The organism is Massilia sp. CFBP9012 (genome assembly GCF_034045115.1).
Taxonomy (GTDB): domain Bacteria; phylum Pseudomonadota; class Gammaproteobacteria; order Burkholderiales; family Burkholderiaceae_D; genus Telluria.
Genome location: NZ_JAXCWM010000005.1, coordinates 218,698 through 233,920, shown reverse-complemented (window position 1 = coordinate 233,920; position 15,223 = coordinate 218,698). Strand labels below are relative to the sequence as shown.

General features: G+C 65.0%; 15 protein-coding genes. 4 read left to right on the top strand and 11 right to left on the bottom strand.

Features of this window, described 5'->3' with window-relative positions:
- Positions 1-2 precede the first annotated feature (2 nt).
- The 10 genes from SOM61_RS10140 to SOM61_RS10095 form a co-directional block, all read right to left on the bottom strand.
- The gene (locus SOM61_RS10140) at positions 3-1,364 is read right to left on the bottom strand and encodes an SGNH/GDSL hydrolase family protein (protein ID WP_320473967.1); all 1,362 of its coding nucleotides are present in this window, start codon (positions 1,362-1,364) and stop codon (positions 3-5) included.
- Positions 1,365-1,623: 259 nt separating this feature from the next.
- Positions 1,624-2,655 carry an L-threonylcarbamoyladenylate synthase gene (locus SOM61_RS10135; RefSeq protein WP_320473966.1) on the bottom strand — a complete coding sequence of 344 codons (1,032 nt, stop codon included), beginning with the start codon at positions 2,653-2,655 and terminating at the stop codon, positions 1,624-1,626.
- A gap of 1 nt (position 2,656) precedes the next feature.
- Entirely contained in the window at positions 2,657-3,841 is a 1,185-nt protein-coding gene (locus tag SOM61_RS10130) for a 5-(carboxyamino)imidazole ribonucleotide synthase (RefSeq protein ID WP_320473965.1), read from the bottom strand.
- Positions 3,842-3,846: 5 nt separating this feature from the next.
- Entirely contained in the window at positions 3,847-4,344 is a 498-nt protein-coding gene (purE, locus tag SOM61_RS10125) for a 5-(carboxyamino)imidazole ribonucleotide mutase (protein WP_320473964.1), read from the bottom strand.
- A gap of 3 nt (positions 4,345-4,347) precedes the next feature.
- A complete protein-coding gene (locus SOM61_RS10120) occupies positions 4,348-5,244 on the bottom strand; it encodes a phosphoribosylaminoimidazolesuccinocarboxamide synthase (protein ID WP_320473963.1) in 897 nt (298 codons plus the stop codon).
- 277 nt (positions 5,245-5,521) lie between these two features.
- Positions 5,522-6,586 (bottom strand): class II fructose-bisphosphate aldolase, encoded by a 1,065-nt coding sequence (gene fba / locus SOM61_RS10115; protein WP_109346142.1) that lies wholly within the window; start codon positions 6,584-6,586, stop codon positions 5,522-5,524.
- A 124-nt stretch (positions 6,587-6,710) separates the two neighbouring features.
- A complete protein-coding gene (gene pyk, locus SOM61_RS10110) occupies positions 6,711-8,159 on the bottom strand; it encodes a pyruvate kinase (protein WP_320473962.1) in 1,449 nt (482 codons plus the stop codon).
- Positions 8,160-8,213: 54 nt separating this feature from the next.
- Positions 8,214-9,413: a phosphoglycerate kinase gene (locus SOM61_RS10105; protein ID WP_320473961.1), complete on the bottom strand. Its 1,200-nt coding sequence runs from the start codon at positions 9,411-9,413 to the stop codon at positions 8,214-8,216.
- A 39-nt stretch (positions 9,414-9,452) separates the two neighbouring features.
- Positions 9,453-9,797, bottom strand: a complete 345-nt coding sequence (locus SOM61_RS10100; RefSeq protein ID WP_320473960.1) for an AzlD domain-containing protein — start codon at positions 9,795-9,797, stop codon at positions 9,453-9,455.
- A complete protein-coding gene (locus SOM61_RS10095; protein ID WP_320473959.1) occupies positions 9,790-10,542 on the bottom strand; it encodes an AzlC family ABC transporter permease in 753 nt (250 codons plus the stop codon). The genes SOM61_RS10100 and SOM61_RS10095 overlap by 8 nt, the downstream gene beginning before the upstream one ends.
- A 268-nt stretch (positions 10,543-10,810) precedes the next feature.
- Here SOM61_RS10095 and SOM61_RS10090 point away from each other — a divergent pair, with 268 nt between their 5' ends.
- The 3 genes from SOM61_RS10090 (at position 10,811) to SOM61_RS10080 (ending at position 12,924) form a co-directional block, all read left to right on the top strand.
- Entirely contained in the window at positions 10,811-11,005 is a 195-nt protein-coding gene (locus tag SOM61_RS10090; RefSeq protein WP_109346137.1) for a zinc-finger domain-containing protein, read from the top strand.
- 185 nt (positions 11,006-11,190) lie between these two features.
- Positions 11,191-12,192: a YheT family hydrolase gene (locus tag SOM61_RS10085; RefSeq protein WP_320473958.1), complete on the top strand. Its 1,002-nt coding sequence runs from the start codon at positions 11,191-11,193 to the stop codon at positions 12,190-12,192.
- A gap of 144 nt (positions 12,193-12,336) precedes the next feature.
- On the top strand, positions 12,337-12,924 hold the full coding sequence (locus tag SOM61_RS10080; RefSeq protein WP_320473957.1) for a DUF2946 family protein: 588 nt from the start codon (positions 12,337-12,339) through the stop codon (positions 12,922-12,924).
- Between the two features lie 6 nt (positions 12,925-12,930).
- Here the strand turns inward: SOM61_RS10080 and SOM61_RS10075 are convergent, their stop codons facing one another.
- Positions 12,931-14,469 carry a M48 family metallopeptidase gene (locus SOM61_RS10075; RefSeq protein WP_320474123.1) on the bottom strand — a complete coding sequence of 513 codons (1,539 nt, stop codon included), beginning with the start codon at positions 14,467-14,469 and terminating at the stop codon, positions 12,931-12,933.
- A gap of 134 nt (positions 14,470-14,603) precedes the next feature.
- On the opposite strand from SOM61_RS10075, the gene moaC reads away from it, so the two are divergent.
- Complete coding sequence (gene moaC, locus SOM61_RS10070; protein ID WP_320473956.1) at positions 14,604-15,110, top strand: cyclic pyranopterin monophosphate synthase MoaC; 507 nt, start codon at positions 14,604-14,606, stop codon at positions 15,108-15,110.
- The last annotated feature ends 113 nt before the right edge of the window (positions 15,111-15,223 follow it).

Here is a 15,223-nt window from a genome sequence, read left to right as displayed (position 1 = left end):
TCTTACAGCCAGCCCTTGATTGCCATGTCCTTGAAGACGTAGCGGGCGATGAGGTCGTTCTCGAACGGGGTCGGGTGGATCCCGTCGGCGAACATGTAGCGGCTCACGTCACCTGCGACCGTGTTGTTCGCGGTGCAGATCAGCGAGGTGGTGCCCAGCGCATTGACGGCGCAAGCCGGGGCGCTGGTGTTGGTCAGGCCGTATGGGCCCGGGTTCTTCACCTGGTCGTTGCTGACGGTGTACAGGTCGGTGTACAGCACGCGCGCATCGTCGGCGCCCAGGCCGGCTTTCAGCTGGGTATTGAAGGCGTTGACCATGGCGGTCACCAGTTGCTGGATCGCCACAGGACGCGACTTGGCGGTCGGGGTGCTGGCGACGTCCGGCAGGTTGGCGACGATGACGTACTTGGCGCCCTTGGCCAGCAGTTCGCTCTTGACCAGACCCGCCATCTGCGCGCCGGCGGTACCGACCGCGGTGACCATGGCGGTCGCGTTGGCGGTGGCGTAGGCGCCGGCCGCGGTATTGCCGGCGGCGGTGCCGTCGGCCTGGGCGGCGGCCACGATCGGGCCATACACGGCCGGCTGGGCGACGGCCTGGTTACCCGGCTGCATCGCGGCAGCGGTCACGGCGGCGGTCACGACGCTTTGATCGGTCTTGCCCGGACGTGCGTTCTCGGTGGCGATCGCCACGCCGATGGCTTGCGCCGCGGCTTGCGGGTTGGTCGCGCCGGCCGCGAGGCGGGTGGCCAGGGCGGTGGCGAAGGCTTGCGCGCCGGCGGCGGTGCCGGCATTGGTCACGGCGGCCAACTGCATCAGCACGTCATTACCGCCCGACAGCACGGTCACCAGCTCGGTGCCGGTGAACTTGTTGCCGGTCTTGGTCAGATGATTGGCGATCTGGGTCACCATCGGCGTGGTCATTTCGCCGATCGGCGAGCCGGTGGCGACATTACCCGGACCAACCGGATTGACCACGCGCGAACCGCCTTGCGCATAGTTGAAGCAATTGGCGTGGTTCACGATCGGCACATTGAAGCCGAGCGAGGCGTCGCCCACCAGGCCGGTCTGGGCGGCGCACGGCGCCGGCAGCTTGAGCTGGGCGGCCATGAAGTCGAGCCAGATCTTGCCGTTCAGGTCTTCGTTCTTGGCAGTGCTGTCGCCATTGATGGTGAACTTGCCGCCGCCGGCCGCCGCAACGGCGCCGACGCGGTAGGTGCCCACGTCCGACAGGCTGTCGCCGAACGACACCATATTGGTGAAGGTGAGCTTGACGGTCTGGTCGCCGCCGGCTGGGCTGGTGCCGCCGCCGCATGCGGTCAGGAGCGCGGCCGTCAGAACGGCCAGCGCGAATTTGGTATGACGCATTGTGTCTCCTGGATTGAAATTATTGTGAAACGAACGCCCGTGCTATTCGCATCATGGTAACTATGCCAGCGTTCAAACCGCTTGTATAGCAAATTCCATTGCGCGTGGGCATTTGGCTACCACACCTATCAGAAGAGATGGGTAGACCTGAGGGAAGGGATTATAACCACCGTTTTCCCAACAGAAAGAGACGGGTTTGTAACAGACGAGAGCGAAATGCGGAGCGTTTGAGCTCCGTCATTTGCTTTATTGATATAAATTAAACTTTTGCTTGGCTGTTGAGCAAACCGTGCACGATGCCCGTCGAACCATGGGCTGCACGGCGCAGACGATCATTGACGCCCAGCCAGTCGCCGCCCTGCGGCGGCGCCTCGACCAGGATCACGTCGCCCCCCTGCCCGTCCATCGCGCGCAGCGCGGCGTACAGCGCGTGGGCGAAGCCGTCGGGCGCGGCCGGCAGGCGCAGCGCGGCGTGGGTGGCCGGCATGTCGCTCATATGGATCAGGGCCACCTTGCGGCCGGCGCCGTGCAGCGCGGCCAGGGTATCGAGCAGGGTCGCCCGTTCCTGCATCGCCACCGGCGTGTGCGGCGCGTAATGCGATTCGAGCGTGCCCGAGGCGCGCGGCGCCGCAGCATCCGGCGCGGCCGGCTGTTGGTCGATCACGGCGGCGATCGCCTCGGCACTGATCTGGCCGGGACGCAGCAGCACCGGGCCGTGCGTGTCCAGGCGAGACAGGTCGACGATGGTCGATTCGATGCCGACCTGCGAGGGGCCGCCATCCAGGATCATGGCCACGCTGCCGTCCGGCCCGAATTCTTGCTGAACATGCTCGGCCAGCGTCGGGCTGACGTGACCGAATTTATTCGCCGACGGCGCCGCAACGCCACCGCGCCCGCCCTTGAAGGCGCGCAGCAGCGCCAGCGCCACCGGGTGCGCCGGGCAGCGCAAGCCGACCGTGTCCTGGCCGCCGCTGACGGCGTCCGGGATGTTCGGGGCGCGCTTGAGGATCATGGTGAGCGGGCCGGGCCAGAAGGCAGCGGCCAGCGCTTGCGCCTGCGGCGGGATGTCGCAGGCCCAGTAGTCGAGCGGCGCCTCCGGCGCCAGATGCACGATCACCGGATGGTCTTGCGGGCGGCCCTTGGCGGCATAGATGGCGGCCACCGCCGCCGGATTCTCGGCGTCGGCGCCCAGGCCATACACGGTCTCGGTCGGGAAGGCGACCAGCGCGCCCGATTCGAGTGCGCGGGCGGCGGCGCCGATGGCCGCCGGATCGAACTGCTGCGTGTCCATCTTAAGGCTCGATTCCCAGGATGGCGCAGGCGGCGCGCAGATTGCCCTGCGCTTGCCCCAGCGTCGGCGCCACGAAGGTCACGTGGCCCATCTTGCGGCCGCGGCGCGGGTCGTTCTTGCCGTACAGGTGCAGGTTGGCGCCAGGCAGCGCCAGCACCCCGTCCCAGGCCGGCTCGCGTGCTTCTTCGCTTTCGCCTTCGAACCACACATCGCCCAGGATGTTGAGCATGACGCTGGCCGAATGCTGGCGCACGTCGCCCAGCGGCAGGCGCGCCATCGCACGGACCTGCTGCGCGAACTGGCTGGTGATGCAGGCGTCGATGGTGTAGTGGCCGCTGTTGTGCGGCCGCGGCGCCATCTCGTTGACGACCAGGGTGCCGTCTTCGAGCACGAAGAACTCGATGCACAGCACGCCCACGTAACCCAGCTGGGCGACGATGGCGCGCGCCGCATCCTGGGCCTGCTGCGCGCAGGCCGCGGACACGTTCGGTCCCGGCACGGTGGTGGTGAACAGGATGCCGTCGCGGTGCACGTTCTCGGCGATCGGGTACACGACCGACTCGCCGTCATGGCCGCGCGCGGTGAGCACCGACACCTCGTAGGCCAGCGGCAGCATCTTCTCCAGCAGGCATGTCACGCCATCCATGCCGTCGAAGGCGGCGCGCACGTCCTCGCGCGAGCGCACGCGGACCTGGCCCTTGCCGTCGTAACCCATGCGCACGGTCTTGAGGATGCCCGGCAGCAGATCGTCGCCAATGGCGTCGATATCGGCATGCGAGGCGATGGTCTTGTGCGGGGCCGGCATCACCTTCGAGGTCGGCGCGCAATCGACAAAGAACTTCTTCTCGAGGATGCGGTCTTGCGCGATCTGCACGCACAGGCTCGATGGCGCGACAAAGCTGTCGGCGGCGAGCTGCGCCAGGCTGTCGGCCGGGACGTTCTCGAATTCGGTGGTGACGGCCGCGCACAGGGCCGACAGTTCGGCCAGGGCGCCGCCATCGGTGTAATCGCCTTCGATGGTGCGGTCGGCTACCTGGCCGGCCGGGCAATCGGCGCTCGGCTCGAGCACGGCGACCTTGTAGCCCATGGCCTGGGCGGCGTGGGCGAACATGCGGCCGAGCTGGCCGCCGCCCATCACGCCAAGCCAGGTCGACGGATCGGCGGATGGGAGAAACGGTTGAGTCATATTACTTATACGGGAAGGGTCATGGCCTTGGCGGCGGCGGTCTGGTCGCGGCGGAACTGCTCCAGCTTGTCGGCAAGAATCTCGTCGCCCGCGGCGATGATCGCCACCGCGGTCAGGGCCGCGTTGGCGGCGCCGGCTTCGCCGATGGCGAAGGTCGCCACCGGCACGCCCTTCGGCATCTGCACGATCGACAGCAGCGAATCCTCGCCGCGCAGGTATTTCGATGGCACCGGCACGCCCAGCACCGGCACGATGGTCTTGGCGGCCACCATGCCAGGCAGGTGGGCCGCGCCGCCGGCGCCGGCGATGATGGCGCGCAGGCCACGGCTACGCGCCTGTTCGGCATAGGTGAACATCTCGTCCGGCATGCGGTGGGCCGAGATCACTTGCGCTTCGAACGGCACGCCGAATTGCTTCAGGATCGCCACAGCATTCTGCATCACGTCCCAGTCCGAGGACGAGCCCATGATCACACCCACCAAGGGTTTTGCTTGCTCGGTCATCTGTTACGCCTTCAGCTTTTCGCCGGTCAGGCGTTCGATGGCCTCGAAATACTTGGCCTGGGTTTTTTCGATGACGTCCGCCGGCAGCGCTGGCGCCGGTGCGGTCTTGCCCCAGTCGGTCAGGGTTTCCAGGTAGTCGCGCACGAACTGCTTGTCGAACGACGGCGGCGACATGCCCGGCGCGTACGAGTCGGCCGGCCAGAAGCGCGACGAATCGGCGGTCAGGACTTCGTCCATCAGGTGCATCACGCCGTCGTCATCGAGGCCGAATTCGAACTTGGTGTCGGCGATGATGATGCCTTTGGTGGCTGCGTATTCGGCGGCGGCGGTGTACAGCTTGATGCTGATATCGCGCATCTTGGCGGCCAGTTCGGCGCCGATCTTTTCTTCCATCTGGGCGAACGAGATGTTTTCGTCGTGCTCGCCGATATCGGCCTTGGCGGCCGGGGTGAACAGCGGTTCCGGCAGCTTGTCGGCCTGGCGCAGGCCGGCCGGCAGCGTGATGCCGCAGATGGCGCCGCTTTGTTGATAGTCCTTCCAGCCCGAACCGATGATGTAGCCGCGCACGACGGCTTCGACCATGATCGGTTTCAGGCGCTTGGCCACGACGGCGCGGCCGCGTACCTGCTCCACCTCGTTCTCGGCGACCACGCTTTCCGGCGCCACGCCGGTCAGGTGGTTCGGCACGATGTGACCGAGCTTCTCGAACCAGAAATCGCTCATCTGGTTCAGCACCATGCCCTTGCCCGGGATCGGCTCGTTCATGACCACGTCGAAGGCCGACAGGCGGTCGGTGGTGACGATCAGGATCTTGTCGTCGCCGACGGCGTAGTTATCGCGCACCTTGCCGTGACCGAGCAGTGGCAGGGACTGGATGGAGGATTGGTAGAGGCTGTTCATAGATGAGCTATCAGGAAAGCGGAAACCGGCGACAAGGGCCGCCGGTTGAGAAAGTCAGGCTGTGTGGGCCTGTGCAATGCGATATTTTACGTCAAAAAAGGCTGCGGTCGATCAAACCGCCGGCCTTGACAACTGCCCCGCGCCCCCTGAACGTCGTTCCCGCGAAGGCGGGAACCCAAGCTTGCATGCATTGTGGTGATATTTAATCTTGCCACTGCTCAGCGAAAATTGGGTTCCCGCCTTCGCGGGAACGACGTGCGAAAGGCGCGGGCTTGGCTTACTGAACGATCTGCGCCAGCTCGCCGGCCTTGTAACGCTCGGCCATCTTGTCCAGCGGGATCGGCTTGATCTTGCCGGCCTGGCCTTCGCAGCCAAACGCCAGGAAGCGCGCCTTGCACACTTCCATCGCGGCTTCGCGCGCCGGCTTCAGGTAGTCGCGTGGGTCGAACTTCGACGGGTTCTGGAACATGTATTTGCGGATCGCGGCCGTCATCGCCAGGCGGATGTCGGTGTCGATATTGATCTTGCGGACGCCGTGCTTGATACCTTCTTGAATCTCTTCGACCGGCACGCCATAGGTTTCCTTCATGTCGCCGCCGAATTCGCGGATGATGGCCAGCAGTTCCTGCGGCACCGACGACGAGCCGTGCATCACCAGGTGGGTGTTGGGGATGCGGGCGTGGATTTCCTTGATGCGGTCGATCGCCAGGATGTCGCCGGTCGGCTTGCGCGTAAACTTGTAGGCGCCGTGCGAAGTGCCGATCGCGATCGCCAGTGCGTCGCATTGGGTGCGCTTGACGAAGTCGGCCGCCTGGTCGACGTCGGTCAACAGCTGCTCGCGGGTCATCTTGCCATCCGCGCCGTGGCCGTCTTCCTTGTCGCCCTGCATCGTCTCCAGCGAGCCCAGCACGCCGAGTTCGGCTTCGACGGTCACGCCGATCGAGTGCGCGAACTTGACGACTTCTTGCGACACCTGAACGTTATATTCATAGCTGGCGACGCTCTTGCCGTCGGCCTCGAGCGAACCGTCCATCATCACAGAGGAAAAGCCCGAACGGATCGCGGCCATGCAGACGGCCGGCGACTGCCCGTGGTCCTGGTGCATGACGACCGGGATGTGCGGATAGGCTTCGACGGCGGCGTCGATCAGGTGACGCAGGAAGGCTTCGCCCGCGTACTTGCGTGCGCCGGCCGAGGCCTGCATGATGACCGGGCTGTTGGCAGCATCGGCGGCGGCCATGATGGCCTGCACCTGCTCCAGGTTGTTGACGTTGAATGCCGGCAGGCCGTAGCCGTTTTCGGCGGCGTGGTCCAGCAATTGACGCAATGATACGAGTGCCATGGTTGTACTCCAAAACAATAAAGAAACTTGTCCGGGAATCCCGAATGCCGAGCGCGGCGCCGTCCGTCCTGGACAGCGCCGGGCAAATGCCGCTACTGCGCCTCAGGCCACTCGTTGATTCCCTTTAATCAAACTCGCCGACGCGCACGATCTTGAGCGCATTGGTGCCACCGGCCTGGCCCATCGGCGAGCCCCAGGTGACGACGATCAGGTCGCCCTTGCGTACGAACCCTTCTTTCATCAACAGTTCCTCAGCCTTGCGCAGCACGGCGTGGCTGCCGCCTTCCTGCGGCAGATTGAATGCTCGCACGTTGCGGTACAGCGATGCCTTGCGCTGCGTCGCCTGCAGCGGCGTCAGGGCGAAGATCGGGGTGTCGATGCTGTGACGGCTCATCCACAGGGCGGTCGAACCCGACTCGGTCAGCGCCACGATCGCCTTCACGGCCAGGTGGTGGGCGGTGAACAGCGTGCCATAGGCAATGGTCTGGTCGATGCGGGTGAACTGCTTGTTCAGGAAGTCGACGTCGATCTTGTTGTATTCGGACTGCTCGGCTTCGACGCAGATCGCGGCCATCATCTCGACGGTCTCGATCGGGTACTTGCCCGATGCGGTCTCGGCCGAGGTCATGACGGCGTCGGTGCCGTCCAGAACGGCGTTGGCCACGTCCGACACTTCGGCGCGGGTCGGCACGGCGTTGACGATCATCGACTCCATCATCTGGGTCGCGGTAATGGCCAGCTTGTTCGAATCGCGCGCCATGCGGATCATGCGCTTCTGCAGCGCCGGCACGGCGGCGTTGCCGACTTCGACGGCCAGGTCGCCGCGGGCGACCATGATGCCGTCCGACGCGTCCAGGATCTCTTGCAGCAGCGGAATCGCTTCGGCGCGCTCGATCTTGGCGATCATCATCGGCTTGTGGGCATACGGCTCACCGGCGATGTTCGCCAGCTGGCGCGCCATTTCCATATCGGTCGCGCTTTTCGGGAACGAAATGGCGAGGTAGTCGGCCTGGAAGCTCATCGCGGTCTTGATGTCTTCCATGTCCTTCGAGGTCAGCGCCGGCGCGGTCAGGCCGCCGCCCTGGCGGTTGATGCCCTTGTTGTTAGACAGTTCGCCGCCAACCTTGACCGTGGTATAGATCTCGTGGCCAACGACGCGGTCGACGATCAGCACGATCAGGCCGTCGTTCAGCAGCAGCTTGTCGCCCGGCTTGACGTCGCGCGGCAGCGCCTTGTAATCCAGGCCGACGCGTTCCTGGTTGCCCAGCTCGCCGTCATCGCCCCACTTGGCATCCAGGATGAAGCGGTCGCCATTGTTCAGGACGATCTTGCCGTCCTCAAACTTGCCGACGCGGATCTTCGGACCCTGCATATCGGCCATGATGGCCACTTCGCGGCCGCACTCCTGGGCGGCGCGCCGTACCAGGGCAGCACGATCGATATGGTCCTGCGCCTTGCCGTGCGAGAAGTTCAGGCGCACGACGTCGACGCCGGCGCGGATCATTTTGACGAGAATATCGAAGTCGGTCGAAGCAGGGCCGATGGTTGCGACGATCTTGGTGCCACGGTACATGGATTGTCCTTGTATAAAAACAAAGCGCAGCAGGGCTGCGCTGGGGTCTCTTTTTTAGACGCTGCGTTGCAGCAGGATGTCGACGGCAGGCAGCGTCTTCCCTTCCAGGAACTCCAGGAAGGCGCCGCCGCCGGTCGAAATGTAGCCGATCTGGTCGGCAATCTTATATTTTGCAATCGCGGCCAGGGTGTCGCCGCCACCGGCGATCGAGAAGCCCCGGGACTGGGCGATGGCCAGCGCCAGGGTCTTGGTGCCCTCGGCGAACTGGTCGAATTCGAAGACACCGACCGGACCGTTCCAGACGATGGTGCCGGCCTTGGCGACCTGCTCGGCCAGCATGGCGGCGGTTTTCGGGCCGATGTCGAGGATCATGTCGTCGTCAGCGACGTCAGCGACGTCCTTGACGGTGGCCGCCGCGGTCGGGGCGAATTCCTTCGCGCACACGACGTCGACGGGGATCGGCACCTGCGCGCCGCGCTGGGACATTTTCTCGATGATGGCCTTGGCCTCGTCGACCAGGTCGTTCTCGACCAGCGACTTGCCGATATTCAGGCCGACGGCCTTCATGAAGGTATTGGCGATTCCGCCGCCGACGATCAGGTTATCCACTTTATCGGCCAGGCTTTGCAGGATGGTCAGCTTGCTTGATACCTTCGAGCCGGCGACGATCGCCAGCAGCGGACGCTGCGGCTGGCCCAGGGCTTTACCCAGGGCGTCCAGTTCAGCGGCCAGCAGCGGGCCGGCGGCCACGATCGGGGCGAACCTGGCGATGCCATGGGTGGTCGCTTCGGCGCGGTGGGCGGTGCCGAAGGCATCGTTCACGTAGACGTCGCACAGCTTGGCCATTTTCTGCGCCAGTTCGTCGCTGTTTTTCTTCTCGCCTTTGTTGACGCGGCAGTTTTCCAGCAGCACGACCGAGCCAGGGGCGACGTCGACGCCGTCCACCCAGTCCTGTTTCAATTCGACGGATTGGCCCAGCAGCTCGGACAGGCGCTTGGCGACCGGCGCCAGGCTGTCTTCCGGCTTGAATTCACCCTCGGTCGGACGGCCCAGGTGGGACGTCACCATCACCGCTGCGCCAGCCTTGAGCGCGGCCTGGATCGCCGGCACCGAAGCGCGGATGCGCGTGTCTTCGGTGATATTGCCAGCGTCATCTTGTGGGACGTTCAGGTCAGCGCGAATAAAGACGCGCTTGCCTTGCAGCGCTTGTTGGTCGATCAGGTCTTGCAGGCGGGTGAAACGGAGAGCGTCCATTTGGTCGGCGTGGCAATAGTGAAAAAACGTCATTGTACATTAGCTGACGGGGCCGAAAACGTGCAGTATGCGCAGCGCCGTAAAGACAAGCATGCCGAATAAAATCGTTAGCAGCATGTTACGACGCCACATATAAAAGGCGAAGGCGGCGACCCCGGCCAGCAGTTTCGGGTTGGCCAGCGTGAACTGGACCTCGCCCTGCGTATCGATCAGGAAGTCGGGCCCGATGATGGCCGCCAGCGCGCAGGCCGGGGCATAGCGCAGCATTTCCTGCACCCGTGGCGGAATCGTCACACGGTGGCCGATCATCCAGAACGAGCTGCGGGTGGCGGCGGTGGCCACGCACAGCACCCCGATCACGACCCAGATTTCCCAATCAGCCACGGCGCACCTTCGCTTTCGCCAACGTTTCTTCGATCACCATGGCGGTGACCATCCCCACCAGCACCGCCAGCAGCAGCCCCAGCTTGTACGGCAGGTCGTAGGCCAGCACCGAGATCGCCCCCGCCACCAGCACGCCGCACAGGGCGGCATTATTGATCATCAGCGGCACCATGATGCACAGGATGGCCAGGGTGCCGGCAAAGCCCAGCCCCCATTCGGCCGGCACCGCGCTACCGAGGAAAATACCGACAAGGGAACCGATCTGCCAGGCAAACCAGTTCGGATACATCAAGCCCTTCAGGTAGGACAGCTTGCCCGCCACCGGCGCCAGGGTCGGATAGCGCTGCAGGAAAAGCGCGACGGTCAGATCGCCCGAGATATAGCCAAGATAAAAGCGTTGCTTCCACGGCAAGTGAGCGAAGTGCGGCCCCAGCAGTGCCGAAAAAATCACGAAGCGCAGGTTGACCACCAGGGCGGTGGCGAAGATGACCCAGATCGGGGCCTGGGCGGCGATCAGCGGCAGCGAGGCCAGTTGGGCCGAGCCGGCAAACACCAACAAGGTCATGCCCATCGCCTGCGGCACGGAAAGGCCGCTCTTGACCATGGCGATGCCGACCACCAGGCCCCAGGCGGCGATGCCGAACAGGGTCGGCAGGCCGGTCTTGAAACCTTCGTTCCAGGCGTCGCGGCTCGGCGCGTCGCCGATGGCGGCGGAAAGCTGGCCTGGATCGTCGGCCGCGCTCATGCAGCGGGTTGCGGCGCGCGCAACACCACACGCATCTCACCAAAAGGTGTGGCATTCTTGCAACGGCGGACAGGGATGTCGGCGAAGGCGGCAGGCTTGAAACGGTCGGGCATGAAACGCATGGATGGATGTGTTACGGGCTGGACGCCCAATATAACAGGCGTCGCTCTTGCTCTTTATGCTGAGCGCATTATTTTACGGTCATTTCGACAATAGAGCGAATCCGTTAAAATCCAGTCTTTGCCTAACTTGCCTGACGGAGAAACAGATGAATCAAAAGACGATGCCTGTGGTGGAGCTCACGGCCAAGGACCTGCCGGCCTATTGCCCCAACCCGGCAATGCCGCTGTGGTCCTCGCACCCGCGCGTCTTCCTCGACTTCGACCACCATGGCGAGGCCAAGTGCCCTTACTGCGGCACCGGCTATCGCCTGGCGCCGGGCACCGTGCTCAAGCACCACTGATTTTTTCGCTACTGCTCGAGCACCACTGATTTTCTCGCTACAGTACGCACGTCGTTCCCGCGCAGGCGGGAACCTAAGTTGCAGGCGTATCGATAGCGCTTGAAAAACTTGGGTTCCCGCCTGCGCGGGAACGACGTTTTAGGGCTGACAATGGTGGTGAGTTTTCTCTGAGCTGCCTTTCATTCATGCACTACCCCGCCCCCTCGTGGCTGCCTGGCGGCCACCTGCAGACCATCTATCCGGCGACCTGCATCGCCAAGCCGCCGGTCGCCTACCGCCGCGAGCGCTGGCACAGCGCGGACGGCGACTTCGTCGATCTCGACTTCGTGGATGGCCAGCCCGGCCAGCCGCTGGTGGTGCTATTCCATGGCCTGGAAGGCAGTTCCAACAGCCATTACGCCCGCGGCCTGATGGCGGCGCTCGCCGCGCGCGGCTGGTCGGGCGTGGTGCCGCATTTTCGCGGCTGCTCCGGCGAAGCCAACCTGGCGCCGCGCTTCTATCACTCGGGCGACGCGAGCGAAGTCGACTGGATCATCCGCAAGCTGCGCGCAGCCCACCAAGGCGCGCTGTATGCGGCCGGCGTCTCGCTGGGCGGCAATGCGCTGCTGCGCTGGCTGGGCGAATCGGGCCACGGCGCGGAAATCGTCGATGCCGCCTGCGCCGTGTCAGCCCCGCTCGACCTGGCGCGCGGCGGAGAAGCGCTGTCGTCCGGCTTCAATCTGCTGTATACCCGGATGTTTCTGCAGACGCTCAAGCCGAAGTGCCTGGCCAAGCTGGAGCAATTTCCTGACCTGTTCGACCGCACCGCCCTGCTGGCCGCGCGCGATCTGTACGCCTTCGACAACGTTGTCACCGCGCCGCTGCATGGCTACCGCGACACCGACGACTACTGGAACCGCGCCAGTGCCCGCCACGTGCTGCACGACGTCACGGTGCCGACCCTGGTGCTCAATGCCCGCAACGATCCCTTCTTGCCGGGCATCCATCTGCCGGCGTCGGCATCCAACGCGGTGACGCTCGAGTATCCCAAACAGGGCGGGCACGTCGGCTTTGCCGTCGGGCCGTTCCCGGGACGGATCGACTGGCTGCCGCGGCGTATCCTTCACCATTTCGACACTGTAGGCAGCATGCGCGCGCTGGCGCCGGCCGAACCGTGCGATGCTGCTAGAACCTGTCCCGGTGGGTGAGGGGAAGTTCATGGCGATGCATGGCGAGCGTGAGCAAGGCGCGAGGAGGCCGCATGGCGAGCCATGCAACGACGAGCAACGCAGCGCACGCTTGCCAGGCGCGGCAGGAACGACTCTCACCCACCGGGACAGGTTCTAAACACTATGGATGAAATCGTAAAACAGGCAATGGCCAAGTGGCCGAACGTGCCCCACTGCTATGGCTGGCTCGCGCTCGATGCGCGCGGCGGCTGGCGCATGCGCGACGAAGCGGCGCAGCGCGCCAACGCGCCGGGCGACCGGCTGAACAATGACAAGCTGGTGGGTTTCATCAACCGTAACTACCTGCACGACGAGCGCGGCAACTGGTATTTCCAGAACGGGCCGCAGCGCGTGTACGTGAATCTGGAAGCCACGCCTTTCATCGCGCGCACCGATCCGCAGCAGGGGCTGGTATTGCAGACCGGGCAGGCGCTGGCCGATGTCGAACGGATCTGTCTGAGCGATGCCGGCGCGCTGGTGTTCGTGGCGGGCGAGACGGTGGCGCAGCTGGACGACCGCGACATGGCACAGGTATTGGGCATGCTCGAGCTCGATGGCGCCGCGGCTTCGGACGAGGCGGTGATGGCGTGGCTCGAAGATGGCAACGGCCGCCTGTTCCTGCCGTGGAACGGCAAGCAGCTTGCCGTCGAGCGCGTGGCGGACGAGGAGATGCCGGCCAGGTTCGGATTCAAGCAGACGCCGGCGCCGTAGGCGCGCTCACCGCTCTTCGGCTTCTTCTTTCGCCTTCTTCTGCTTCTCCTGCAGTTCGCGCACGCGCGCATCGATCACGGCCTGGTCGTAGAACGACGCATCGCTGGCCTTGCGCGCCAGTTCGAGCTGGGCCATCGCCGCAGGAACGGCGCCGGCCAGCACGTACGACTCCGCCAGCGACATGTGCTGCAGCGCGAACTTGCCCTGCTTGGCATAGGTCCTGGCCAGCATGTCGTGCAGCTTGCGTTCCTCTCGATATTGCTGGGCCTGGTCGCGCAGGAACAGCGCGGCCTCGTCGAACCGGTCGGTCGCGATCAGCGCCTCCGCGTACTGGTGCGCGAGCGAGCGCGACAGCGGGTAGCGCTGGTGCGCCGCATCCGCTTCCTTGACCGCTTCTTCCAGCACGGCCCTTGGCTGGCCCGGCGCCATCTTGATCTCCAGCGCCAGCCCGGCGAACATGGTCGCGCCGTCGCCCACGTTCGACGCCGCCACCGACAACACGCCTTCGCGCGGCTTCATGGTCTCGAGCGCCCTGTCGAGCCAGCGCTGGGCGCCGGCCAGGTCATTCTGCTTGAGCGCCAGGTAGGCCAAGCCGTATTGGGCCCCGGCCTGCCACTGGCGGTGGGGCTGGTCTCTGAGTTGGGCCTCGAAAGTGGCGCGGATCTCGCGCCGGCCCTGCTCGCTCGCGTCCTGCAGCACGCGAGCGCGCGCGCGCACCAGATGAAAGTCGAGACTATCGACGCGCTGCTTCTTGGGAATCTCGCGGATGCGCGCCTGCATATCGGTGATCCGCTCCTGGGTCAGCGGGTGGCTGCTCAGGCTGGCCAGCCCGGGCGGCAGGTCGCCATACAGCCTGGAGGCTGCCTGCAAGCGCCGGAAGAAAGCGACGATGCCGGTGGTATCGTAGCCGCCCGCCTCCATGATCTGGAAGCCGACGCGGTCGGCTTCGCGCTCGGCGTCGCGGCTGAAGTTCAGCTGGCGCTGGACGGCCAGGCCCTGGCCGCCCATCAGCACGCCCATGGCCGCATCCGAGCTGGCCCGGGCCGCCAGCGCCGCGAGGATCATCGACGCCAGCGGCAGCAGGATATCCTGGCGCTGCTGGCCGATCCTGCGCGCGATGTGGCGCTGGGTGACGTGGCCGATCTCGTGCGCCATCACGCCGGCCAGTTCCGATTCGGTCTGGGCCGCGATGATCAGGCCCGAGTGGGCGCCGATGAAACCGCCCGGCATCGCAAATGCGTTCAGGGCCGGATCGCGCACGGCGAAGAAGTGGAAGTCGGCGTTGGTCTCGCCGCGCGCGCCGGGCACGGCGGAGACCAGGCCGTTGCCAAAATTGTTCAGGTATTCGGAGATCGGCTCATCGTCGAGGTAATCGCGATCGCGCCGGATGTCGCGCATGAACTCCTCGCCCAGCTTGCGCTCGACGACGGGCGACAGGTCGCCGCGCGCGGTGTCGCCAAGCGTGGGCAGGCGGGTCGAATCGGGCCGCCTGAACACGTCGGACTGCGCTGCAACGGGGAAGACGGTCGCCATGCACAAGGCCATGACGGACAATGAGGAGCGCCAGCGGCGCGCCAATGCTGGACGGACGACGGATTTCACGGTGCTATCATACCTGCATCCGGGTGCATGTTGCTGCCCAGCGAACCTTTTTGTAATCAGAACACACCGACCGAGTAATGACGAATCCGATCCCCACCGCAGACAACTTGACCCACTTCGACGCCACCGGCCAGGCCCATATGGTCGACGTCGGCGCGAAACAGGACACGCACCGCACCGCGGTGGCGGCCGGGACCATCCGCATGAAGCCGGAAACGCTGGCCCTGATCACGTCGGGCAATGCCAAGAAAGGCGACGTGATCGGCATCGCGCGCATCGCGGCGATCATGGCGTCCAAGCGCACCAGCGACCTGGTGCCGCTGTGCCATCCGCTGCCGATCACGCGCGTGGCGGTGGATTTCGAGATCGACGAGGCGGCCAGTAGCGTGCATTGCCGGGCGCAGGTGGAGACCATCGGCAAGACTGGCGTCGAGATGGAAGCGTTGACTAGCGTGCAGGTGGGCCTGCTGACTGTGTACGATATGTGCAAGGCGGTCGATCGGGGGATGGTGATGACCAACGTGCGGGTGATGGAGAAGCATGGCGGCAAGAGTGGCGACTGGACGGCCGATATCGACGCCTGACCAGTTCGACAACTTGCCCAATGCTGTAGACAACGTCAATACTCGGCCTATACTGATGGGCGACGCGCAATGCGTTTTTCCCCACTTCAACCAGCCATCTGCCCGAGAGGATG